This window comes from Polystyrenella longa, assembly GCF_007750395.1.
GTDB classification, from domain to species: Bacteria; Planctomycetota; Planctomycetia; order Planctomycetales; family Planctomycetaceae; genus Polystyrenella; species Polystyrenella longa.
In genome coordinates this window covers 3,081,657-3,106,583 of the sequence record NZ_CP036281.1, presented here as the reverse complement: position 1 = coordinate 3,106,583, position 24,927 = coordinate 3,081,657, and the positions used below count along the sequence as shown (strand labels likewise).

Annotated in this window: 19 protein-coding genes; 12 read left to right on the top strand and 7 right to left on the bottom strand. The window is 50.5% G+C overall.

The genetic code is table 11. The features are described 5' to 3' along the window. Positions 1-138: 138 nt before the first annotated feature. The 3 genes from Pla110_RS11555 to Pla110_RS11545 all read left to right on the top strand — a co-directional run bounded on the left by Pla110_RS11555 (position 139) and on the right by Pla110_RS11545 (position 3,854). Complete coding sequence (locus tag Pla110_RS11555) at positions 139-600, top strand: YkgJ family cysteine cluster protein (RefSeq protein ID WP_144995915.1); 462 nt, start codon at positions 139-141, stop codon at positions 598-600. A gap of 108 nt (positions 601-708) precedes the next feature. Beyond that, positions 709-2,214 (top strand): glycoside hydrolase family protein, encoded by a 1,506-nt coding sequence (locus Pla110_RS11550; protein WP_144995914.1) that lies wholly within the window; start codon positions 709-711, stop codon positions 2,212-2,214. A gap of 116 nt (positions 2,215-2,330) precedes the next feature. Continuing rightward, entirely contained in the window at positions 2,331-3,854 is a 1,524-nt protein-coding gene (locus tag Pla110_RS11545; RefSeq protein WP_197440146.1) for a hypothetical protein, read from the top strand. Here Pla110_RS11545 and Pla110_RS11540 read toward each other — a convergent pair. The 3 genes from Pla110_RS11540 to Pla110_RS11530 form a co-directional block, all read right to left on the bottom strand. Continuing rightward, positions 3,851-4,186, bottom strand: a complete 336-nt coding sequence (locus Pla110_RS11540) for a cupin domain-containing protein (protein ID WP_144995913.1) — start codon at positions 4,184-4,186, stop codon at positions 3,851-3,853. The two genes, Pla110_RS11545 and Pla110_RS11540, sit on opposite strands and share 4 nt — an antisense overlap. An 18-nt stretch (positions 4,187-4,204) precedes the next feature. After that, positions 4,205-5,881, bottom strand: a complete 1,677-nt coding sequence (locus tag Pla110_RS11535; protein WP_144995912.1) for a hypothetical protein — start codon at positions 5,879-5,881, stop codon at positions 4,205-4,207. A 92-nt stretch (positions 5,882-5,973) separates the two neighbouring features. Next, positions 5,974-6,783 carry a glycosyltransferase family 2 protein gene (locus tag Pla110_RS11530; protein WP_144995911.1) on the bottom strand — a complete coding sequence of 270 codons (810 nt, stop codon included), beginning with the start codon at positions 6,781-6,783 and terminating at the stop codon, positions 5,974-5,976. Between the two features lie 618 nt (positions 6,784-7,401). Between Pla110_RS11530 and Pla110_RS11525 the strand changes: the two genes are divergently transcribed. From Pla110_RS11525 to pelA, 3 genes are all read left to right on the top strand, one after another. Then, positions 7,402-8,010, top strand: coding sequence for a superoxide dismutase (locus Pla110_RS11525; RefSeq protein ID WP_144995910.1), 609 nt, complete (start codon positions 7,402-7,404; stop codon positions 8,008-8,010). Between the two features lie 159 nt (positions 8,011-8,169). Then, positions 8,170-8,550, top strand: coding sequence for a hypothetical protein (locus Pla110_RS11520; protein ID WP_144995909.1), 381 nt, complete (start codon positions 8,170-8,172; stop codon positions 8,548-8,550). A 112-nt stretch (positions 8,551-8,662) separates the two neighbouring features. Next, complete coding sequence (pelA, locus tag Pla110_RS11515) at positions 8,663-9,835, top strand: pectate lyase (protein WP_144995908.1); 1,173 nt, start codon at positions 8,663-8,665, stop codon at positions 9,833-9,835. Between the two features lie 27 nt (positions 9,836-9,862). Here pelA and Pla110_RS11510 read toward each other — a convergent pair whose 3' ends face one another. From Pla110_RS11510 to Pla110_RS22975, 3 genes are read right to left on the bottom strand one after another with little or no spacing between them, the layout of a single operon-like run. After that, positions 9,863-10,300 carry a PaaI family thioesterase gene (locus Pla110_RS11510; protein WP_144995907.1) on the bottom strand — a complete coding sequence of 146 codons (438 nt, stop codon included), beginning with the start codon at positions 10,298-10,300 and terminating at the stop codon, positions 9,863-9,865. A gap of 34 nt (positions 10,301-10,334) precedes the next feature. Continuing rightward, the gene (locus Pla110_RS11505) at positions 10,335-11,165 is read right to left on the bottom strand and encodes an SGNH/GDSL hydrolase family protein (RefSeq protein ID WP_144995906.1); all 831 of its coding nucleotides are present in this window, start codon (positions 11,163-11,165) and stop codon (positions 10,335-10,337) included. Positions 11,166-11,202: 37 nt separating this feature from the next. Continuing rightward, entirely contained in the window at positions 11,203-11,337 is a 135-nt protein-coding gene (locus Pla110_RS22975) for a hypothetical protein (RefSeq protein WP_261342273.1), read from the bottom strand. A 71-nt stretch (positions 11,338-11,408) separates the two neighbouring features. On the opposite strand from Pla110_RS22975, the gene Pla110_RS11500 reads away from it, so the two are divergent. The 6 genes from Pla110_RS11500 (at position 11,409) to Pla110_RS11475 (ending at position 24,068) form a co-directional block, all read left to right on the top strand. After that, on the top strand, positions 11,409-13,238 hold the full coding sequence (locus Pla110_RS11500; protein WP_144995905.1) for a UbiD family decarboxylase: 1,830 nt from the start codon (positions 11,409-11,411) through the stop codon (positions 13,236-13,238). A gap of 360 nt (positions 13,239-13,598) precedes the next feature. After that, entirely contained in the window at positions 13,599-16,079 is a 2,481-nt protein-coding gene (locus tag Pla110_RS11495) for a DUF1553 domain-containing protein (protein WP_144995904.1), read from the top strand. A gap of 158 nt (positions 16,080-16,237) precedes the next feature. Continuing rightward, positions 16,238-18,271 carry a hypothetical protein gene (locus Pla110_RS11490; RefSeq protein ID WP_197440145.1) on the top strand — a complete coding sequence of 678 codons (2,034 nt, stop codon included), beginning with the start codon at positions 16,238-16,240 and terminating at the stop codon, positions 18,269-18,271. A gap of 195 nt (positions 18,272-18,466) precedes the next feature. Then, positions 18,467-19,786, top strand: coding sequence for a nucleotide sugar dehydrogenase (locus Pla110_RS11485; RefSeq protein WP_144995902.1), 1,320 nt, complete (start codon positions 18,467-18,469; stop codon positions 19,784-19,786). A 471-nt stretch (positions 19,787-20,257) separates the two neighbouring features. After that, positions 20,258-22,507, top strand: a complete 2,250-nt coding sequence (locus Pla110_RS11480) for a HEAT repeat domain-containing protein (RefSeq protein WP_144995901.1) — start codon at positions 20,258-20,260, stop codon at positions 22,505-22,507. A gap of 514 nt (positions 22,508-23,021) precedes the next feature. Further along, the gene (locus tag Pla110_RS11475; protein WP_144995900.1) at positions 23,022-24,068 is read left to right on the top strand and encodes a sigma-54 interaction domain-containing protein; all 1,047 of its coding nucleotides are present in this window, start codon (positions 23,022-23,024) and stop codon (positions 24,066-24,068) included. Between the two features lie 60 nt (positions 24,069-24,128). Here the strand turns inward: Pla110_RS11475 and Pla110_RS11470 are convergent, their stop codons facing one another. Next, entirely contained in the window at positions 24,129-24,926 is a 798-nt protein-coding gene (locus Pla110_RS11470; RefSeq protein ID WP_144995899.1) for a (5-formylfuran-3-yl)methyl phosphate synthase, read from the bottom strand. Between the last annotated feature and the right edge of the window lies 1 nt (position 24,927).

Genomic DNA, 24,927 nt, shown 5'->3' with positions numbered 1-24,927 from the left:
AAAACTCCTCAATGAATCGATAATAAACGGGAAGGATCCCTTCCTCGGGAATCTACCGGATTGTACGGAAAGTTTTAACAAAAAACTACTGCGGATCTGCAATTGTGATGCTGTCCGACAACTCTTAAAATGTTCTTCATGAACAATTCCGAGAACGAACCAGAAAAATCAGACTCCGATGCCGATAAGCCGAAACCTTGGTACGCCGACGGGTTGAAATTCAAATGCACCGGCTGCGGTAACTGCTGCACAGGCGGTCCAGGTGCCGTCTGGATCAGTGATGAAGAGGTCAAAGCGATGGCTGATCACCTGGAACTGACCACCGGAGAATTTCGGCTGATGCACACCCGGTTAATAGGCAATCGGCTTTCCTTACGGGAATACGCCAACGGGGATTGTGTCTTTTTCGACGGAGAATCACGAGGTTGCACGATCTACCCCGTCCGCCCCATCCAATGCCAGACCTGGCCCTTCTGGAGTTCGAATATCTCTTCGGAAGATATGTGGCGGCACGTAAAAAGAGACTGCCCTGGAGCAGGCAAAGGCGACTTTTTTACTCTGGAAGAGATTGAAGAACGGGCACAGCGTTTCATTCTCTAGGACTGCCTTTGGCGGCAGTTTCCGTGTAATGGGTGTACATTGATCGACGGAAGAGGCATGATAAAGGTATCCAACCTCCTTCTCGCCCACCCGATGAGATTCCCACCCATGACACCACTACGCCTGCTCACCATGTTGGTCGTCTGCTTGTCATCATTCCCAGTCTGTGCTGAAGATGCCATCGACATTGGCGACCGCCGTGAACTTCTGATTGACCACGCTTTGACCGAAAAGATGAGTGGTGAGGTCGAGCTTCGTCTGCATCATCCCGTTGCCCGCGAGGTCGCGTTGACGCTCAACGAACCTTGGGAGGGGAACAGTAGTGGATATCCGACCGTCATCAAAGATGGCGATCTCTTCCGGATGTATTACTGTGGTCACCGATTCGTTGTGGACCCTGATGATCCTCCGTTGCGGATGGAGCACTCCGAAGTCACCTGCTACGCAGAAAGCAGGGACGGCATTCACTGGAGCAAACCCAATCTGAATCTCTTCAAATGGGGGAATTACGAAAAGAACAATATTGTCTGGCTGGGCGGAGCGGAAAATCACAACTTTTCCCCTTTCATTGACACCAATCCAGCCGCTGACCCTCAGACAAGATTTAAGGCTGTCGGGGGCACCATTACGTCGAAAGGGATTTACTCGTTCCAGTCGGCCGATGGAATTCACTGGTCGAAGTTAAGCACGAAACCGATCATCACGCAGGGGCCGTTCGACTCGCACAACACCTGTTTCTGGGACTCCGTCCATGAACGGTATTGCATTTACATTAGACATGTTGCCCGAGATCTCCGCTTGGTGATGGTTGCCTATTCGGAAGACTTTAAGACTTGGACCGAGCCAGTCGAACTCGAATATCCCGATTCTCCCCCTCAGCAGATGTATACAAACCATGTGCTTCCCTATCATCGCGCTCCACACATCTTGATGGGGTTTCCGACTCGATATGTGGCGCGTTCCAATACCAAACACGTTGCCTCCCTCCCTCCGCTCGATCTTCGAAGTGATTTTCTTAACCTCTATGAGCGAGGCGGAACGGATCTGACGGACGGTCTGTTTATGACGAGTCGCGATGGGCAAGTTTTTAATCGTTGGGATGAAGCCTTTTTCCGACCCGGTCCGCAAGGGGAAGGGCGTTGGATTTATGGCGACAACTATCAGACTTATGGTGTTTGGGAAACGGAATCTGCCGAACCGGGTGGCGGAATGGAACTTTCGACCCAGTTCAGCGAAGGCTATTGGCGGGAAAACGAACATCAGTTGCGGCGGTACACCGTTCGACTGGATGGCTTCGTCTCACTTAATGCGAAATATGCGGGCGGCGAGCTGATCACTAAGCCGGTGATCTTCAAAGGGAACAAGCTCGAAATCAACTATGCCACTTCAGCGGCGGGTAGCCTTCGAGTGGAATTACAAGATGCCAGTGGCCAGCCTATTCCCGGATTTTCGCTGGATGATTGTCCTGAACTGTTTGGTGACAGCACGTCCCAGCAGGTTACCTGGAATTCCGAAACCGATATTGGCAAGCTCGCCGGTACTCCCGTCCGTTTGCGATTCGTCCTGTCCGATGGCGATCTGTATTCGTACCGTTTTCATCAGATGGCGGACTGAGTAAACCTGTTGCCGTTGAATGAAGTCTCCCTGTAAACTCAAAATAACAATCTGACTATTCTTATACCGACGAATGCTTCGAACATTCGAAACTCTCGCGAACTAAGGTTTGATACATGTTTAGTCTTCGAAAATCGTTTCCTCTTCTCATTCTTATCCTCGCGTTTCTAACGAGTAATGCGTCGCACGTGCTCTTAGCAGCAGCTCCGCAGCTTTGGGCAGGAGCGGCGAAAGTTGATATCACCGAACGCGATGCGGGCCCTGTAAATGATCCGTTATATACTCGGGCGCTCGTGATTACCGACAAACAAACAACACTGGTGATCTGTAGCTTGGACGTCGTTGCGATCGGAGAGATTGGATACATCAAAGACGATTTTCTGCCCACAGTTCGTTCTCGAATCAAAGCGGATTTGAATATCCCCGAGACAAACATCATGGTCAACGCCAGTCACTGTCACGGTACACCTGTCGCTGACACAGACGAACGCACGATCCAGGCGATTAAAGAGGCGGCCGCCAATCTAGTCCCAGTTCAAGTCGGAGCAGGAATCGGACATGAAAATCGGGTTCAAGAAAATCGTCGTTTGAAAATGAAAGACGGAACCGAAATCGACGTGCGACACGCCTACGCACTTCCTCCTGATGAAGATGTGGCCGAAGTCGGCCCGATCGATCCTGAAATCGGTATCCTGCGACTCGATGATGAAAGTGGTAAACCGGTTGCGGTCATGTACAACTTTGCCTGTCATCCCATTCAAGGAGCGGCAAGTGGAGGTAACACGGCCGACTTCACCGGCTTCTCATCGAAAGTCATCGAAGACAATCTCGGCGAAGGATCTGTCGCTCTTTTTGTGCAGGGATGCGGGGGAGACATTAACCCAGTCTTTTATAAAGACGTCGATCATCCCCGTGATGGTGAACCTCTCGGAAACATGCTCGGACTGAGTACGCTGGAAGGGGTCCGCAAAATCGAGACGACAAACGATGGTCGTTTGAAAGTCGTCAACGAAAAACTGAAACTTCCACGTGCCGATCTGGCCGAGAAAATTGCCCATCTGGAGCGGGAACAATTACGTTTGGTTAACTCTCTCAACGGAACCAGCTTGAGCCTGAAAACCTATATGCCGCTTGTGGTCAAATACAGCTTGAACAATGATTTTCCCAGTTATTACTCGCACCGTTATTTGTACGAAGAAAAACTGGGCCGCAATCATATGACGGAGATGGACCGCATCAATCGGGGGAACATGGAGCGGTATACCGAGAACATCATTACAATGGAAAAGATGACCCGCCTGAACGCGAACCTGCGTTTACTCAAAAAGCATCAAGCACAGAACATCGCAGCGGGTTCGCGAACAGTCGAAGTCGAACTGGTTGGCTTTCGCGTGGGCAACTTCCTGATGACCACCTTCCCGGGTGAACTGACGGTTCGAATTGGCCTCCACATCAAAAAGGAAGCTCCCAGCGATCTCAGCTTTGTCGCCGGTTACACCAACGGATACATCTATTATGCGCCAACCGATGAGCAACTGCTGAACGTAGGAGGCGCCCAGGAAGATAGCGACTGTATCCTCGCTCCGGGCTGGCAGAAGATTTACGAGAACAAAGCGGTTGAGATCCTGAAAGGACTTTAATCGTCTGTCGACTCTCTGAAAAAGACCGCCAGCCAGATCGTTTGCGTATCTGGGGCGGTCCAGTCGACACGATGTTTACGATGAGCTGCAATGAGAACATAATCCCCCGGTTGCAACTCCACTGCTTCCGCAGGATCTTGAAAGACTAACCGGGCGTTCCCTTTTAGTAAGAGAACCCACTCTGCCTCTTCCTGATCGTACCAGAAGTCCTCGGCGCTGTGATGTCCCTGCGACACAATTCGCTCGACCCGCACCTTATCGCCTGAAGCGAGAGTCTCGATCAACTCGTCGGGAAGCGATGAGGGGATATTGCCAAAAAGATTCTGTTGCACCCGCCGGCCTCATATGAATCAGGAAGCAGAGAAACCGATCCGGATTTCATCTTGCAAGTGTTGAGTGAATTCTATCAACTTCTCGACCGGGTAAAATAATGCCGGATACTCCCGGTTGATCTGCACCTGGCGTTCTTCCCAGAGTGCTTCGAGCCGTTTCAGCTCGGCTTGCAAACGTTTCTGTTCCGGTGCGACGAGCAAAGTCAGTTCGCGTGCGATCTCTTTCAATCTTTGAAAGCGAATACGATTCTGGTCTGACGCGTGTCGTTTCTCTTCCTTGCTTAAGTTCTTGTAGCCATTCTGCTCTTCGACAAGTTGTTCCCGTTCTTTTAGCAACGTACGGGCAGTCTCCTGCTGGGCACTACTCAGGTGTTGATCGGGATGATATTGAAGGTCGCGAATCTGATCCTTCAGAGACTCCATATCCTCTGCGGCGACGTCAATGTTACGATGCAGCGGGAACCAGATCGTGCCAGAGAGAGTCAGATAACCGGGTGGTTCGTGCTGATAAAATTCTCGAATCAGATCGTCCGTGACTTCGTCATATTTTGCCCCACCTATGCCGTGGATAAACAGGTCGCAGAGGAACAACCTGGCGTAAAGCGTTGTCGTCAACGCACGGGGGCGAAAGCGGATGCCTTCGGCAGCGAGCGCGGCGAGTGATTGGATCGCCTGCTCGGGACTGGTTGCATTCGGATGAGGAATCCGTGCCAGCTCCTCTGTACCATCCGATAACAGGATTGCCTCGTCAGTAATCTGAATCCATACATGATGTCGATGGGTCGCGCCTGCTTTCCAGATCCAGAAAGGGGCTTCCTGCCAGACACCCTCTACGGCTAGATCGGGAACAGGATGCTGTTCATTTCGGATTTTGTTGCGGTGGCGATAAGCCGCAAGCTGCTGGTTGTAATCGGAACGGAAGCGTTCGATGTTCACCATCAGATGCAGAGAAAAACGAAGAAAAGGTTCTTCTTCTGACAACAGGCTGATGGGCAATTCGAGATTGTTCACTCCCAACTGCCGCTCGAGCAGGATACGAGCCGTTGTGAAAATCTGACTCAGATTGTGGGGGGCCTTCTGGCAGGCCTCTTGCCAAACAGATTTGATGGCCGGTGTGACATCCCATTTTCCCAATAGGGAAGACAATGCATCTGCGTAGTCATCGAGCAGCGACTCAGCAGGAACGGACAATTCTTCCCAAGGCTGGGGAATCAGGCGGGAGCCAAAATCAATCGCCCCCGTTTTCAGGTGACCATTCACTTCGTCGGGGTAGTTGAAGCGGGTCGATTCGGCGAGATCGTTATCGATCACCAGATTGATCGCCGTGCCACCGGTTATGTTTGCCAGTTCCGCGATCGCGAAATTCTTCACCCAGACACCCGGATGAAACAACGTCGGCTGGTGGCCCCCCATGAGAATCGGCCCGTCTGCCGACTGTGGCGATTGGTCAATACCGAGCGAATCGAGATAAGCTTGTGCTGCACAGACGACTGAAGTTCGTGCCTCATTTCGCAGCTCTGCTTCCGATTTTCCCAGAAAACAGAGACTCCCTTTAGCCAGCTCCGCCTGATTACAGGCAAGGGTACAGGGGAGTTCCTGCCAGCTCGGAGCCACCAGGAGCGAATTGTCCGTACGGGGAACGGTGAGCTTCAGTGTAGTCCGGGAAGAGGGAGTCGAAACCATAGAGCAGGGCATCAGTCGACATTCAGTTTTCGATGTATGAACGAGAAATCAGCCCAGATTGTACGGTAAATCTGGCCTAAATGCGATTTGCCGGCGAGCGTCGACTAAATATTTTCGTCACAGGGGTGAGATCCACAAGACGTGGCAGAAGAATCAAACTGAGATTTTTCGCTCTGATTCATCCTCGCCAGTTCCTGATCGATGACCTCCTGGTAATAGGCCAGCCGTTTATTGGAATCATCCAAAGAACCGCCAAATGAACGTTCTTCGTCGAGATAAACCAGTGGAATCGCGAACTCAGTGATCCGAAGTTTCTGCAAAGCAGCTTGCACCCAAACCTGCAGTGGCATGGCATAACCGGTATCGGTAATGTTCAGCTTTTTCAGAGCTTCGGTGCGGTAAGCCTTAAATCCGCAGAAGGTGTCTGTCAAATTTAATCCGAACTGCTGATTAAACTGTTCGGTGATAAAGATGTTAATGCGACGACGGTCGATGGGTGGGGTGCTGTCCCCGTCAAACTGTTTGAGATAGCGACTGCCAGACACGATGTCCCAGGGATCATTCGACTCGAATTCGAGAGCCGCAACCAGTTCGGGAATCAACTGCGGTTGATGCTGTCCGTCACAATCAATCGTGACCAATCCGTCGTAGCCGTGCTCGATGGCGTAGTTGAACGCGGTTACCAGTGCCGCTCCATACCCTTGGTTCTGGGGATGTCGCACCACGGTCAGCTTGGAAGCGACCGGTAAATTGCTTTGAGCGAGATCGTCGAGTACCGCGGAGGTACCGTCGGACGAACCGTCATCGACTGCCAGGATATCCTGGCTGAATTCGCTTACCTTTTCGAGAACGCCACGGACGTGATTGACTTCGTTGAAAACCGGAAGGGCGGTCAGGTATCGGCAGGATGACATATAGTGTTCCTTGATTGATCCCATAGTAGTTCGATGGCTTGTCTGAATTCTGATGCGAGTGAAAACGTCCTGTATATAAGGACAGAGTCTGCGGTTCTTCACTTCACGCTGTTTTCCTACTTATGATTTACAGGAAAACCAGACCTTATTCATCAGGATTCTTATTTCGGCACATTGAACAGATTCTAGGCAGGCAATGATCCGGGGCAAATCTCGGGCGGAAATAAGGGCTCTAACATACTATCTTAACAAAACTTGCAGCAATAAATTCAAGCTGGACAGTTGAAAAACAACGAATCCGGCTGAAAACAGGTTTCACTGACTCAAAATCAATCTGACCTGGCGATCCAGTATCAGGAACTTTTACGATTTACTGCACTCTGTTAGTTGAGGGTTCGAAAGTAAGTTCTAGAATACAATATAGATACGCAATCTCCCCCCTCCCTTATCCGGAGTTTGATTACGCGTACTTTTTAACGAGCGAGCACCTGTATAGGGCGTGCTCTCAGCAGCTGTTTGTAATGAATAAGCATCGCTCGTATAAAAACGGCTCGAATCATCTGGCTGGTAAGATAATAAAGACCATCCCAATCAAGATTACTGAAGAGGAGCGAAGTTATGGCCTATAGTCTTCCTGATCTACCCTACGCACAGGACGCCCTGGAACCTCACATCGATGCAAAAACGATGGAGATTCACCATGGGAAACATCACCAGGCGTACATCTCTAAAGTAAATGCCGCCTTGGAAGGGCATCCCGAACTGGCTGACAAGTCGATCGACGACTTGATGAGCGATCTGAATGCCGTTCCCGAAGCAATCCGCGGTGCCGTCCGCAACAATGGTGGCGGACACTCGAACCACTCTCTGTTCTGGACCGTTATCGGACCTAACGCAGGTGGCGAACCCACTGGCGAACTAGCAGATGCTATCAAATCAACCTTCGGAAGCTTCGACGAATTCAAAACCAAATTCGGCGATGCTGCAGCCACTCGTTTCGGTAGTGGTTGGGCTTGGTTGTCCGTCGATGGTGGCAAACTGGTAATCGAAAGTACTCCCAACCAGGATACTCCCCTGTCCGAAGGTCGCACCCCGATCCTCGGCCTGGACGTCTGGGAACACGCATATTACCTGAACTACCAGAACCGACGTCCCGACTACATCTCCGCTTTCTGGGCGGTCGTCAATTGGGACGCCGTCGCCGAGCGATACGCAGCCGCCAAATAACGGCTGAGTCGAGTTGATCTATTTAAGAACGATCAAAGAAGCGTGCAAATAGCACGCTTCTTTTTTTATGCCTTGAGTTTACGAGGCTGGAAGGACGATACAACGAACAGGCGGCATAATCGTTAAAGTTAACCCCAGCTACCATCCCGTCGAAGTTCAATGCGATATTCCAAGCTGATACTGCTAATCCTCGGAGTTTCCGTCTGTTTCGGGCAGACCGGTTGCTACTACCTGCGCGTGGAACGAGACAAAAAAATTGCCTGCTTGCGGCGCAGTCCTGTCTCCGTGCGAAAAAAAACGTGTAGCCCCTCTATAATCCCTCAATACAAACAGCCGGCCGGATTCAGTCAGACTTACAAGGACTATCTGTATGAGAACGACCTCTACCGACAAAGTTGGGAACCAGACGCTGTCCAAATCGGTATGAACCAGGCAATGCGGGTCGAACAAGAGTCTGCATTACAGTCGCACTCGAATCCAGATCTTCACGAAGTTCCCGTACCTGAGCCGCTCGATCAGCATGCGCCCGAACTGAACTAGGCTACCTGGATCGAAGCCCAGATACTTTCGTAATGGACTTGGCCGCCTACGCTCCAGTAGACTGAACACTTGGAAATCACTTTCAATTTCTCCAGGTGAAAAGGTTTACGCAATGCGTCGTTTGTTTGTACTCGGTGTGCTGTTATTCGGTTGGATGTTTTCGCTCTGTCTCCCTCTGGTCGCCGAGAAAGCTGACGATTCGCAGGCCAAACCGCTTCAGCTTGCTATGGAGAAACAGTACGAACCGCTGGATCTCAGTTTGTTTCGAGACAGCATCGGACACTGGGAAACCAAGGATGGTCGAGTGCATCAATTCGATCGCTATCGCCCTGACCAAATCGTGCACATTGCCGAGAACTTCCTCAGATTCCAGAACGAAGATGGGGGCTGGGCTAAGAATGTCGACTGGTTGACCAAAGCCGATACGCAAGCGATTCAAAAAATCCGCGGCGGGGCAATGGGATCCAGTACCCTCGATAACCGAAACACCTACCCGCAGATCGACTATCTCTCGAAGGTTTACCAAATAACCCGTCTCGATCGATATCGGGAAGGGGCCGAACGAGGTTTACAATACATTCTCAATGAACAGAATGCCTCTGGCGGTTGGCGTGGTAAAGATGTCGACGCAATCACGTACAACGATGATGTCATGACGGGCGTGATGCGATTGCTTCTGCAAATCAGAAATCAGGAATCCCAATTCGAATGGATTAATTCCGAACTTCGTAGTCAACTGGAGACTTCACTCGCCCGCGCGATACAGGTGACGCTTGATTGTCAGATTGAAGTGAACGGAAAGAAAACAGCCTGGTGCCAGCAGCACGATCATAAAACGTTAAAAGCAACGAAGGCCCGCGCCTATGAACTTCCTTCGATCACTCCTTCTGAAAGCACCGAGGTGGTTCGCTTCCTGATGACTTTGCCTAATCCGAGCGAAGACGTCATTGCCGCTGTTGGTGCCGCCGTTGCCTGGATTGATGAAGTGAAGATTGAAGGAATTCGCGTGCAAAAGATATCGATCGATCCAATTGTGTTTGAGCACCACACCACGACCTTTGACCGAATCGTCGTGTCCGATCCCGACGCTCCCCCCATCTGGGCGCGGTATTACGAAATCGATACGAATCAGCCCTTCTTCTGTAATCGAGACGGGAAGAAAGTCTATCAACTTTCCGATGTTCATCTGGAACGGCGTACTGGATACGGTTGGTACACCTACAAGCCGGCGCACGTTCTCTTCAGCGAATACGCAAACTGGAAAAAACAAATCGCCGCGAATTGAGGTAACCTGGAACATCGAGGATTATCATTAATTCGGTTTTTCAACCTTCGTTCCTTTGGGTAACGGTAGGTACATGAATGTGCCTGTAGCCGTGGCGATGAGCTGATTATCAGCGTTCCGAAGTTCACCACGGACGACGGCCGTTTTGCTACCACGATGTTGCAATTCTCCGCGAGCAATCACATCTTCCCCTTCCCAGGTAGGACGGATGTAATTGATATTCAATTGCACTGTCACCATATGATGGTCTGTATCGGCAGCCGCACCTGCTGTTAATCCAAGGGCGGTATCCAGCAGACTGGCCGTGACACCTCCATGAACTATGCCATGTGGGCGCAGGTGTTTTCGTTCGATTTTTAGATGAAGTTCGTAGGTTCCGTCTTCTCTTTTGACGGGACGAGCACCGAGCAAATCAAGAAAAGGGACATCACGCGTTCCCAGACCGGGAAGGGATTCGTCATTCATATTGATCGTTTTAATCTCTGATCTGGAACCGATGTTAGTACAAGTAAAGCTTCATCTGCTGGTCTTCGAAACAAGGTTGATGGGTTGTTTGTGATTTTCCGAACAACCCACGTTGCGCCGGTTTCCATCGCCAACTTTGTGCCGTTTGGAATGGATTGGACTTCCAGTCTGTTCGTTCAGCATCAAATTCAGACCAGTGTTGGCAAAGTTTCTGCCAGATGAACGGTCGCTGCCGACCTCGGAAATGAATCGGATCAAACCCAAACCAGTCTCCCGGTTGCGGTTCGAAAGCGGCATGATACTTTTCTGCAAGGAGTTCGAGTTGTTCGTTGAGTTCGGTTGCCTGGCCGACCATCTTTCCATGCTCACTCGAATTCGTCGGAAAAAACATTTTCTGAGTCATTGTGTACCGCAATGGGGAGAGCCGAGCCAGACTCTGTAGCGGAATTCCTGTCATGACGATGTCCGCCTGATATTTCTGCAACCGCTCCAGACACGTCTCCACCCAGCCTACAAGTCGTTCTACCGCCACGCCATAGATCAAGTCATTTCCCACATCAGTGAGTAATGCCTTGGGACGGAGGGAGGAATTTCTGGGTTCTTGTTGTCGAATTGTTTCCAGGGCATCCCAGATGCCACAATTCCGGATACCGGGAAGCGACCGGGCTAGAACACGCGAAGTCATACCATAAGATCGTCCATGTCCGCCGGCGATCAACAGGTTCAGAGGTCTTTCGGCGGGAATCGATTTTCGTATGGAATGAACTAGCCGGGAGAGCGAGATCGCAACGTTGCTGGCTCCCAGAACGATTACCTGTTCGGAATGAGCTTCGTTTGGTTTGCCCTGATTACTTTCGACAGACACATTGTTTTCGATTGTCACATTGTCCCTCAAGATCAGTTCATTCCATTAAAGTGTATGCCTGGAAATCGCCATCGTTGATTGTCATCAATTTATTGATTAACAGGAAAGCATAAATGATGATAACGTCGCAGTGCGCAATCGGATGCGAGGCGACTATAATCATCTTAGGCATCTAAGTGCTGTTTGTCTGCCGATATATTATTGACTGTATTTCCTGTTTGATATTTAGAAGTTCTGCTCCCAATGGGATATTCAAATTTAAACCGTTGTCTGACCGATCTGGAACAGACCCGTCAATTGATTCGTATCGACCAGGAAATTGATCCGTATCTCGAAATGGCAGAAATACAACGCCGTGTCTACCAGGCAAGTGGTCCGGCGTTACTGTTTACGAATGTTAAAGATTGCCGTTTTCCCATGATGTCTAATCTTTTCGGCACTCTCGAGCGCACCCGCTGGATCTTTCGAAACACTTTAGATGCGGTTCGTCATCTAGTCGATCTGAAAATCGATCCGATGCAATTTATGAGACATCCCTGGCAATACAGGGATGTCTTAGGCCCTGCCTTACACATGCTACCTCGGAAGGCATTCACCGGACCAGTCCTCAAAAACCGGACCTCCATCGATCAACTTCCGAAACTCGTCAGTTGGCCCAAAGATGGGGGACCCTTCATCACTCTCCCTCAGGTTTACACTGAGCATCCCGATAAGCCTTCACTGATGAACTCCAATTTAGGAATGTACAGAGTCCAGTTGTCGGGGAATGAATACGCTCACAATACAGAAATCGGAATGCATTATCAGATCCATCGCAGCATCGGTGTGCATCATGCCGCAGCAATTGAGAAGGGGGAACCGCTCCGGGTGAATATCTTTGTTGGTGGTGCGCCAGCGATGACATTAGCCGCGGTGATGCCTTTACCGGAAGGAATGTCGGAGCTCACCTTTGCCGGAGCGTTATCGGGAAAATCAATTCGAATGGTGCCTCAACGAGTTGGTCCCGCAGTTTATGGTGAAGCGGACTTCTGCATCACCGGTACGATAGATCCAGATCGAGTTCTTCCTGAAGGCCCATTTGGAGACCATCTGGGTTATTACAGCGACACACATGATTTCCCCGTGTTGAAAGTCGAACACGTCTATCATCGCGACGGAGCAGTATGGCCCTTTACCGTCGTCGGACGCCCACCTCAGGAGGACACTTCATTTGGAGCTCTGATTCACGAGATCACCGGCCCCGCGATTCCCTCTGTGATTAAAGGTGTTCATGCCGTTAATGCGGTGGATGCCTCAGGAGTGCATCCTTTGTTACTCGCGATTGGAAGTGAGCGGTACGTCCCCTACGCACAGGATCGCACCCCTCAGGAATTATTGACCTGTGCCAACGCAATTTTAGGTCAGGGGCAACTTTCGCTCGCGAAGTATTTATTCATCGTCGCGAAGGAAGACAACCCGGCACTCGACATTCACAAAATTCCCGACTTCCTGAGCCATCTTCTGTCGAGAGTCGATTGGACGCGCGACTTACATTTCCAGACACGTACTACCATGGACACACTCGATTATTCCGGCACTGGCCTAAACGCGGGTTCTAAGTTGGTGATCGCCGCTGCTGGAAAAGTAAAACGCGAACTTCCCACAGAAATGCCCAGCGGAATTGTGCTTCCAGACAGGTTCACCGATGCGCAGTTTGTCCTTCCGGGAGCCTTGGCAGTGCAGGGGCCTGAGTATGTAGATGGAAACGATGACCTGAAACAGTTCTGTCAGTTCTATAACCGTGATGCGACCATCAATCAGTTTCCATTGATTGTCATCGTGGACGACGCGTCCTTTTTGGCGGCGACATTGAATAACTTCCTATGGGCGACATTTACACGTTCCAATCCCGCCACAGACATCGAAGGGATTGATTCCTTTACGGATCAGAAACATTGGGGCTGCCATGGTTCGCTCGTGATTGATGCTCGCTTAAAACCGCATCATCAGGAACCACTCGTCGAAGATTCAGACATCTCCCGTCGTGTTGATGCTCTGGCGGTAACAGGTGGTCCGTTACACGGAATTATCTGAATTATCCCGTCTTCTGCAGGTCATGGATTTAACTCAAGTGCCGTTCTCAACGGAATTTAGTGTGGTATTCCTGTTTTGATCCTGCCATAATCAGAGAGCATCTCTGATCAACCCTATCTGAATCCCACCCGGTGCGTTCTCATCCTTAGCGAGTACGCCATGCCGTTTCGCGAGTTTCCTCGTGGACATGCGGCCTCCTTCTTTATCTCGATTATCCCCTCCGATTCTTATTCGCATTCATTTCTGACGTTCCTCCAATAACTCACTCCTCACCACAATCCCCAGTGATCTGATCCATTGCGATTTGATGGGAGATACTGCATGTTGCCTGCGAGATCGTTAATATTGAACCGAAGTCTTATGCTCCGATTCTTCTTCCTGTGCTGGGGGCTGGTTCTGAGTTTCGTTTTCTTACTGAACTCAATCGTTCTGGGAGCAAATGAATCCGTACTGGAAGTCACACCCGCTGCTGTGACTCTGGAAGGGAATCTGGAACGCGCTCAGTTGCTGGTTCGCCGATCCGTTTCGAAACAAGTGGCCCGCGATGGTTGGCAGGATGCAACGCGGGAAGTGGAGTACGTTTCAGCTCATCCGAATGTTGCGACTGTAAACGCGGAGGGACAAATCCTGGCACTCGCCAATGGCGAGACGACCGTGACGCTTTCATGGGAAGGTCAAAGCTTAACCGTTCCCATTACCGTAGAGGGGGTAACCGACGAACCGCACTTTCAATTTATGGAAGACATCCTCCCGATCCTCAGTAAGTCGGGATGTAACATGGGGCCTTGCCATGCCAGTCAGCATGGCAAAGGAGGATTTAAGCTGTCGGTCTTCGGATTCAATCCGAAAGAGGATCATCTCGCACTGACCCGCGAGCGACAGCAGCGACGTATTAACTACATGGTACCGGAAGATAGCCTCTTTCTTCAAAAAGCGACATTGCGGGCGCCTCATGGTGGCGGCAAACGAATGACGACAGACGATGTCGACTACCGTATTCTGACCGACTGGGTCCGACAGGGAGCTCCCGGGCCAGCAGCGGAAACGTCTGAAATAGTCCGCCTTCAAGTCACTCCGAATGAACGCGTACTCCAACCTGGAGCCGAACAACAATTACAGGTCATCGCGCACTTCGCCAATGGTAAAACTCGCGATGTAACCGCCTGGTCAAAGTACGATTCGATGGACGAAGCGGTGGTTTCGATCAACGATGCAGGTGTGGTCACGATCACTGGCAAGGGACAGGCGACCACATTAGTCCGATTTGAGGGACAGGCCGAAATCGCCACCTTCCTGGCTCCCTACAGTGAATCAATCGAACTGGCCGATTGGAAAAGCAATAACTTTGTCGATGAACTGGCGGTTAAGAAATTCATAGAACTGGGGCTTCAACCTTCTCCTTTAGCAGATGACGCCACCTTCCTGAGGCGTGCGTATCTGGATGCAACGGGTTCATTGCCCTCAGTTGAAGAAACACGTCGGTTTCTTGCCTCGGATGAACCAGAAAAACGAGATCTTGTCATCGACGAGCTACTTGGGTTCGCCGAAGGAGAAGCAGGTCAAAAACACACGGATGCCTATGCTTCGTACTGGACACTCAAATGGGCCGACCTTATTCGTAATCAAAGCCGCGATCTGGGTGACCAGGGAATGTGGGCTCTACACAATTGGCTGCTTGGATCCTTTAGAGAGAATCAGCGGTTCGACGCCTTCGTTGCAGAGTTAGTCTCAGGCAAGGGCTCGATCTATATGAATGGTCCGGCAAACTACTACAAAATCAACAAGAACAGTTCTGATCTCGCGGAATCGACGGCCCAACTCTTTTTGGGAGTCCGACTACAATGTGCGAAATGCCACCATCATCCGATGGAAAAATACAGCCAGGAAGATTACTACAGCTTCGCCGCCTTCTTCGCCCGCATCGGAACGAAGAACAGTCAGGAGTTTGGCTTGTTCGGTCGTGAATCGATCGTGATGGTCAAGTCTGGCGGAGAAGTGAAACATCCCAAAACAGGCAAAGTACTGAAGCCTAAACTGCTGGAAGGAGCAGAGGTTGACCATCCACTCGACCGTCGTATCCCGTTGGTGGAATGGCTGACCTCTCCCGAGAATCCTTACTTCGCAAAATCAGTCGTCAACAGATACGTCGGTTATCTGCTCGGGCATGGTTTGGTCGAACCGATTGACGACATGCGTGCTACCAACCCGCCCAGTAATGTGGCATTAATGGACAAACTGACGAAGTCTTTCGTGGAAAACGATTTCAACGTGAAAGAGTTGATGCGGACAATCATGAAATCTCGGCTTTACCAACTGAGTTCGCAACCGACCGCGGAGAATGCTCCCGATAACCGTTTCTACAGTCATTATAAAGTGAAACGAATGACGGCTGAATCACTTCTGGATGCCATTGATTTGGCGACGGGGGATCAAACAAAATTTAAGAACTTACCACTCGGCACCCGGGCGATTTCACTGCCGGACGCCGAATATCCAAATGAGTTCCTGAACACCTTCGGAAAACCCCGCCGTGCCTCTGTTTGTGAATGTGAACGGATCCCCGATGAAAATCTGGCCCAAGCTCTGCACACATTGAACGGTGAAACGATCGCGAAAAAAGTCTCCTCCAAAGAGGGGACGCTAACGCAGTTGCTCGATAGTAAGACTCCATCAGAAGAAATTATTTCCGAACTGTATTTAACAGCCCTCAATCGCCCGCCCCGAACGGCGGAACAACAAGCGTGTCAGCAGTTTCTGGAACAGGAAAAACACAACAAACAAGCCTATGAAGATCTCTTCTGGGCCCTGTTGAATTCTAAAGACTTTCTGTTCGTGCATTAATATTGCGTTCGCTTTCGTCCAATCTGACTCTCAATCAAAAAGTGAATCCTAAAATGATTCGAGTCTCGATTTCCTATTCCGTTATGACGTCGTTTTTGCTGGCCATCCCTCTAGCATGTCTGCCAATGACGAACGTGCACGCTCAGGTCAGTTATCCGATGATTATGTCATTGGACCCGGTAGCGGTGCAGGTGGGGCAATCGTCAGAAATGATGGTCGAGTCACGCTATAACATGTACGGTGCGTATCAGGTTCTGGTTTCAGGGGAGGGCGTTAAGGGCGAAATTACGACGGAGATGAAACCTGACAAGGATGGGAATGAACCTTCGCTTCCCAGAATCAAAATAAAGTTCACGGCTCATGAGAATGCCCTGACTGGCGTCCGTGATTTTCGGATCGCAACACCGCAGGGGGTAAGTACCGTCGGTCAAATCGTGGTGACTTCCTTCCCCGTCGTCGCAGATCAGGCAAAAGAGAACAACAACACGATTGATGTTGCCCGAGAAATCTCGGTTCCCGCGACGGTGTGCGGCTCCATCGAGAGTAATGAAGATGTGGACTATTTCAAGTTCAATATCGGAGCACCGGGGGACTGGACGTTTCATGTTCGGGCCATGCGTTTGCAGGATAAAATCCACGATCTGCAATCTCACGTAGACCCCATCATTACACTACGATCTCCGGCGGGCGGCACACTGGCCGTTTCCGACAACCATTTCTTCGCGGATCCTCTTCTGAGCTATCACTTCGACGAGGCCGGTGAGTATTTGCTCGAAATTCGCGACGTTCGATACCAGGGAAATAAGTACTGGCAATACGCAGTCGAAATCAACGATCAACCTTTGATCTCGCTGATTCATCCGCTCGTAGTCGCGAAGGGGGGCGAATCCGACATCGAATTATTGGGAGACTCAGTTCCCGCAAATACTCGCGCAAAAATTGATCTCCCAGCGGATACATCGACTGGCGAAAAGGAAGTTTCGATATCTCTGGGGGATCGAATAACGAATCCAGTGCAGGTATGGGTCACTGAGGAACCTCCGATCCTGGAAACACTGGACGCGCACCAAACTCTGGAGACGGCACAGCCAGTGATTGTGCCTGGATACCTGGCGGGAGTCATCAGCAAGGAAGGGGAAATCGATCTTTATCGGTTTGAAGCCACTAAGGGCCAGATCTTCTCCTTTGAGGTTAAAGCTCGCCGCTTGCAGTCCTCGATCGATTCCATCATTCGCATTCTGGATACCAATGGAAATCCGTTGCAAGAAGGGGACGACCTCTCTCTCTTTCGCATGACCTACAGTGATTCCCTCATTGAAAACTGGACGGTTCCGGCTGATGGCAACTATTTCCTTGAAATTCGTGACCTCCACCTGCGAGGTGGATCGACTTATGCTTACGCCATTCAGACGGAAATCGCAGAGCCCCGTTTCGATTTGTACGTGGACACGGACAAAACTCAATTGACTCCCGGTACAGCCGGAGTCATTTTTGTCCGGGCAATTCGCAAAAATGGCTTTGATGGAGATATACAACTACATATCGACAATCTGCCGGAAGGCGTGGCAGCGACCTGTGGACAGTTTCTTAATAAGAATATGGCGGATGCGAATATTATTCTCGTCGCCAGGCCCGAGGCGAAACAGAATGTCAGTAATGTCGTTATTCGAGGAACAGGAAAGCACTCTGCTGCGGCAGAAGACTCAGAACCATTAGAAATCACCGCGGTTCCTCTTCAGGAGATTTATCGTCCGGGAGGAGGCCGAGGGCACTGGCCGATGGTGATGAATACCATTTCCATCAATGCCCCCGGTGACATAAGGAAGGTGACCCTCAGCCAATATGACATCACTTTGAAACCGGGGGAAAAAATAAAGATCGATATTGAATTGGAGCGGGCGGAAAGTTTCGACAAAAATGTCAGCCTCGATCCGCTCTTTCAGCACCTCTCTGCGGTATACGGTAACACTCTTCCGCCTGGCGTTTCTGTTGTCAGCGGAGAGAGTAAAACATTGTTGACTGGCAAAGAAACAAAAGGACATATCGTCCTGCAGGCGGACGCGAAAGCGGCCCCTTCAGCCCGTCAGCAGGTCGCTGTGATGGCGAATATCTCCCTGAATTTTGTAATGAAGTCGACCTTCAGCAGTGAGCCCCTCTTTGTCACTATTGCCAAACCAGATGAGGGAAGCTAAGGTTCAAAGAGACTTTGACGTCCTTAAGGACGACAGATTTGGTTCGGGCGTCGACCGATCCTCTTAGCATAGGAAATCGCAATTAACTGCTAACTCGTAAGCGGGTGGCTCTGGCCGATTCAATCTTGAGCCGGCCATGTGATTCCAGGCAATTCATCAGCATTCGCAGCGGAACATGAAGGAGAATTCCGGGAGATGTCGCAACGGTTGGAAGCGGCGATCGCAGACAAATCAGCGGTCGTAGGAGTCATCGGTCTCGGTTACGTCGGTCTGCCTTTGATCAACGCATTCGTAAACGCCGGCTTTAAAACGATGGGCTTCGATGTCGACCAGCAGAAGGTCGATATGCTGAAAGCTAAGAAAAGCTACATCAAAACAATCCCTTCAGAGCAAATCGCTCATTGGATCGACGAAGATCGCTGTGAACCCACAGCCGACATGAGCCGTCTCTCAGAGGCAGACGCGCTGTTGATCTGCGTGCCCACTCCATTGTCCGACAGTCGTGATCCGGACCTGCAATACATCGTCAAAACCGCTGAAGCTATCGCCGCCACGTTGCGAAAGGATCAGTTGGTCGTTCTGGAATCAACCACGTATCCGTCAACCACACGTGACGTACTCCTTCCGATTCTGGAGAAAACCAGTCTCAAGTCAGGCGAAGATTTCTTCCTCGCTTACAGCCCTGAACGGGAAGATCCGGGCAATCCCGATTTTACAGCAGCAGGGATTCCCAAAGTCGTCGGTGGAATGGATCCCGTCAGTGGCAAATTGGCCTCCGATCTTTACAGCCACGCGATTGTAAAGATCGTCACAGTCAACACTCCAGAGGTTGCCGAAGCTTGCAAAATTCTGGAGAACACCTATCGGGCCGTTAATATCGCCTTGGTCAATGAGTTGAAGACACTCTTCGACCGTATGAATATCGATATCTGGGATGTCGTAGACGCTGCCAAAACGAAACCGTTCGGATTTCAGGCGTTCTACCCTGGTCCGGGACTGGGCGGACACTGTATTCCGATCGATCCGTTTTACCTGACCTGGCTGGCTCGTAAACAGGGGCTTAATACTCGCTTTATCGAACTTGCCGGCGAGGTGAACTCCCGGATGCCCGAGTATGTCATCTCTCGGCTTTATGAGTTCTTGAACGATGCGGGTAAGCCGATTAAAGGGAGCAAAATCTTGCTGTTGGGCGTGGCTTATAAGAAGGACGTCGACGACCCACGGGAAAGTCCCGCTTTTGTGCTGATCGACCTTCTTCGGTCGCGAGGAGCCGAACTGACCTACAACGATCCGCATGTTCCCCGCCTGCCTCCAATGCGTCATCATGATGTCCCTGACTTGGCAAGCCAGGAATTGACGTCGGAATTTCTCGCCGCTCAGGATTGCGTCCTGATTGCCACGGACCATTCTGCTTACGACTACGATTTCATCGTAAAGCACGCTCAAATGGTCCTGGACACTCGAAATGCGACCAAGAATGTGACCGAAGGCCGAGACAAAATCTATAAGGCCTAGTACTGGCTTTTTGTTCTATATGAAGTCGAATCAAACACATATTTGTAGCCGGTAGTTAAACTTTAACGGCTGGACGGAAGAATCCTGTCGTGTCGATTTCGGATAGCGAGTTCCCGTTCAAGCTCTTCGGTGCAACTTTCGATATTGACGATACAGGACTCTTTGTTAACCCGACGAGAGTTACGGACTTACAGAACAGGAATCCACGACTTCAGGCTTAATGGGGCATTCGACCAGCCTGGAGTCCTTCGTAGACTTCCTGTTTTGCCAGTCTTTTCATTTGCCCTTTGATTCCGGTTTCGTTTAATCTGTGAAGAGTGGTTTCTGCCAGGTTGGTTGAGCATGCGGGTTCGGTTCGATCAGAGATTGTTTCGCTGCAGAAGCGGCTTGCCCTGATTTTCCAATTTCTGGCCTCGGCATGAGTTGGAGAATTTCCAGGAAATCTCTGTTCACAGTTTTTGGAGTGGATGCATGCCCAGATTGATCTGGTGCTCGTTGATAATCTTGTCACTGCTGCTGGTCGGTTTCAGCCTTCGTGCCGTCGCACAGGGGGAAGGAAATCCGTCATCCGCCGCCGGAACGGATACATCTGCGCTGCCGCCTGATCTTGATGCCGACCTGTTGCTGCAAGAACCCAAAACTCCCACGGAATTGCTGGACACCGCTTTCCTGATGACTCGACTTGGTCGATTTGAGCAAGCTCGTGGTTATATGACTAAACTTCTGGCTCTCGAATTATCCTTCGAAACCTGGCGAGAAATATACGAGCACACGGGTAGTACGGCCGTATTACGAATGTCGCGAACAGAAAGTTTGCAACCAGAATCGACTCAGATCCTGGAGAAAGTCACAGCCGCTTTACAGGAATCACGTAACGATCCTGTACGAATCAATGCGTTAATAGATCAACTTGGTGGCCCCCCCGAGCAGCAACAGATTGCTCAACTGGAACTCAAAAATAACAGCGATGTGACGCTTCCTTACCTTGTTTCTCGCCTGGGAACGAATGATGGAACATTGGGCAGTGAAGTCTTCACCACGACTCTCATCTTAATGGGAAAGCGGGCCGTTCCAGCGATGATGGCAGCCCTGCAGTCCTCGAATGAACAGGTTCAAGTGACGGCTCTGGAAGTTCTTCGCTTCCTGAAAGCGAAAGAAGCCGTTCCCGCCATTTTGCCATTGGCCTACAGTGCGAACTCACCTGCAGGTATCCAGCTTCTTGCTCGGGAAACGTTACAGGAGTGGAATGTCTCCAACAGTATTGCTTCGGAGGAATCCAAAGCGGAAATGGCGGCGGCCCAATTGACTGAATTGGCCCACAACAATTTCAAACAGACGCCACAGCTTAATTCGAAACAAGTGGAACTATGGACTTGGGATGTCGAAAAGAAGACCGTCCAATCCCGGCTGGTCACTCCATATGAGCGAGCCCAGTACGAAGGCTTGCTGCAGGCTCATCAGGCGCTGTCGATCAGCCCGAATGCTCCCGAATCGCAAGCGTTAATGTTGGGCTTCATGCTAGCCGCAGAACGGCGTAACGGAGACGATACTCCTCATATTACCGGTCAAGGGTCGGCTCATGATCTTGCTCTCTCCCTCGGTCCGGAGCTTGTGACACGTTCATTGGGTCAGGCACTGGAAGCAAATTATCACCAGGCGGCGTATGCAACCCTGCAGGTGTTAGGGGAAATTGGCAAAGCTGAGTTGCTCTACGAGCTAGGATCTTCGATCACCGCATCGCTGAACTCCCCTGATCGCGCTGTGCAATTCGCGGCAGCAGAGACAATCTTGAAGTTTCGTCCAACGGAACCATTCCAAAATTCACACCGTGTCGTACCTGTATTGTCTGAAACGTTACTGGATGATGGACATAAACAAGCGGTGGTGGTGGGAGCGGGTGTTGAGACGACTCTCATGACTGCGAACCTGTTCGATCAGCTTCAATACGATACGATCGCCGTCACAACGGGCCGGGAAGGTTTCAGGCAAGCTGCTCAGAATCGAGGCGTGCAACTCGTTGTCCTGCGGCCGAACACGATTCGGTGGCCATTGAGTGCCACTATTGCCAATTTGCGTGCCGACGCTCGAACTAAAATGATTCCCATCGTAATCTACGGTCCACCGGAAATACGCGATGTGGCCGAGACTTTGGCGAGTCGATATCCTGGAATTGATTACGTACAGGAGACTAATGATTCAATTACAATGCGACCTGTCGTCGAAAGCTTGGCAAAAAACCACAAACTGCATTCTGCTATTCACCAGGTTGATCAAAAGAAACAACAAGAGCTCGCAGCTTACTGGCTGGCCCAAATCGGCCAGTTTCATTCAGCCGAATTGTACGACCTGCGTACTGCCGAAGCGGTATTAATCAACAGTTTGACGAATCCGCGCCTCGTTGGAAACGCTTTGATCAGCTTGGCCCATGTCGGCACCTACAATGCTCAGTCAGCGATTGCCCGGCAAATTTATGTTCCTAAAAGGGAAGACCGGGTTCGTGCGGAAGCAGCTCGTCAGCTGAAACTGCATATCCAAAAGTACGGTCTACTACTGACGGATCGAGAAATTGTCCTGCTCAAACAGAGCCGGAAAGATATTCTGGCACCGGAAGTTTCCAACGGCATTTCATCTGTTATGGGCCAACTCAAACCAGACCGAGTGAAAACGGGGCAGCTACTCCAGAAATTCACCAGCGAACGTCTGGGCGAAGTTTTACGCTAGATCATTCCAGATAACCGTAACGTGTTCTGGCGGCGTAGCCTACTGTTTTTAAGGGCTTTAAGGACCGATAGCCGCCATACTTATCCTGGATAGGATCTAGTCGGACCTGTGTCTCGTTTCCTGATTTGCCCGCCTCTCTCTATGGCCCAAAGCCGCTAAATGAGCTTTGCTTACGTGCAGTCTTCTCGTCCTGCACTGCTTTTGGATTGGATATTCTCTACTTCAACCGCATCGTGGTTCGGTTTTTGCTTTTAGCATGGTAAGTAAAAAAACGGGCTAAAACTGCGTTTCAACCACATGGGGTGCCACATTAATGGGCAGTTAGGTCTGCGTAGGGGGCAAATGGGTCGATGCGTGAGCAGGTTGTTTGCAACTTAACATGAATTATCCCGCGTATTTAAAAAACATAAAATGTATCGTTACTTTTGATAATGATTTCCGAAGCATTACTGCCTAGAATGTCCGCAAGTCAACTCGTGGCCGTTTTACACTATAGAAGTATACAAACGACAAGATGGATAATGTGCTATCTGATGCTCCTGTTCTTCCCGACATGATCGGTTACTGCGATGTGATGCGCGATGTATATCGACTTACGCGTCAGGCGGCGCCTACCCAGGCGACGGTTTTGCTGACGGGAGAAACAGGTACAGGAAAGGAATTGATCGCGAGAGCAGTTCACGAACTCAGCAATCGGGCGACTGGCCCTTTTATTCGAGTGAATTGTGGGGCGCTTTCAGAGAGCCTGCTGGAAAGTGAGCTGTTCGGGCATACAAAGGGGGCATTCACCTCTGCTCACGAAAATCGAACAGGCCGATTCGAAGCCGCCCATGGAGGTACCATCTTTCTCGATGAGATCAACTCTGTCAGCTATAAGCTTCAAGTAAAATTGCTCCGTGTGCTTCAGGAACATGAATTTGAGAGAGTAGGGGATACCCGGACGATCCAGGTCGATTGCCGGGTCATTGCCGCTACCAACCGGGATCTTCTCGATTTGGTTGAAGAGGGGACCTTCCGGGAAGACCTGTATTACCGCCTCAATGTCATTCCGATCGACATTCCCCCCTTGCGCGAACGGGCCGATGACATCCCCGCGCTGGTTGATTATTTCGTAGAACGATATTCAAAGCTGAACAATAAAAAGATCTCCACGACAGATCGCCAGGCGATGAATTGTATGCAGAAATATTCCTGGCCTGGAAATGTACGGGAACTTCAGAACTATATCGAACGCGCGATCGTTTTCTCACAGGGGGAAGTTCTGGAAGAAAAACTGTTCCCCCCCCATGTACGTGGTTTGGCTCCTGTTCGAACAACTCGTTCCAGCGGTAAAAATCTGGAAGACCTCTGCCGCGATCTCGTCACTAAGGGGATGGTCGAGAACGCTAACGCTGATGGTGTGTTGCATCAACGGATCGTGTCGCTCGTAGAGAAAGAGTTGATCTTCCAGGTTTTGCAAATGTCACAGGGAACACAGACCAAAGCCGCGACAAAACTCGGGATCAATCGAAATACATTGCATAAGAAGATCGACGACTATCAACTCGGCGACGTGCAGTAGTAGCATTCTGTTCCACATGAGGCAAATGTTGCAAAATGGCTGCTGCAAAGCCATCCTGCATTATGATGCGACGGCACGCAGAGACGCCTTAAACTGTTCAATTGCAGCGAGGCTGATCTCTCCTGTGCGGTCCATTGTTTTACATACAGCTCCGCGAACGGCAATGATATCGGGATCGACGTCACGAATCTGTGGAAGGTGAATTGGCCTGATAGAGCCCGCCAGCGCAAAAAATAAATCGTGACTCTGGCAGCTTTGACGGAGACGTTTCAATTCAGCAGCACTCATGAAATCGAAAGTGGACAGGCCGTTTTTGGAGTAGGTATCAACCAGTAATCCTACGCAACCGGTTTCGATTGCCAGAGTCAGTACTTGGTCCGGAGTGGGTGCGTCACAGGTCCCGTGATCGGCGTAGGCAACGGCGACCCAATTTAGCTGGCCACGTGAAGTTAAGCCACTTATGTCACTTTGGAGCTGGCGGAAGTCACTTTCCCACTCGGCTCGGGACCGGCATCCAGAGAGCCCAAGTTTGACGAAATCGACCTCCTCCGGGAGTGAGAATGCATTCCGTTCGTCCTGAAAGTTCTGGAGTTCTCCGAGGGCGGCGCTAAAATGAATATCAGGGGCGGATTCCATTAAGACACTGATTTCGTTCAGTGTCTCCTTGGAAGCGGCTCCCAGGGGGCCGTTCAGGGGTTCCTTAACGTCGAGAAAATCGACTCCCCCTTCCAAAACAATTCTGGCTTCCGCTCCATTGCGGACCGAAATAAGGAGAGCAGGTCGATTTGAGTGTTTGCTCTGCCTTTTTAGAGGAAGAGATGCTGCTGAACGGTCCAGATGGGGCTTTTCAGTGGTCATT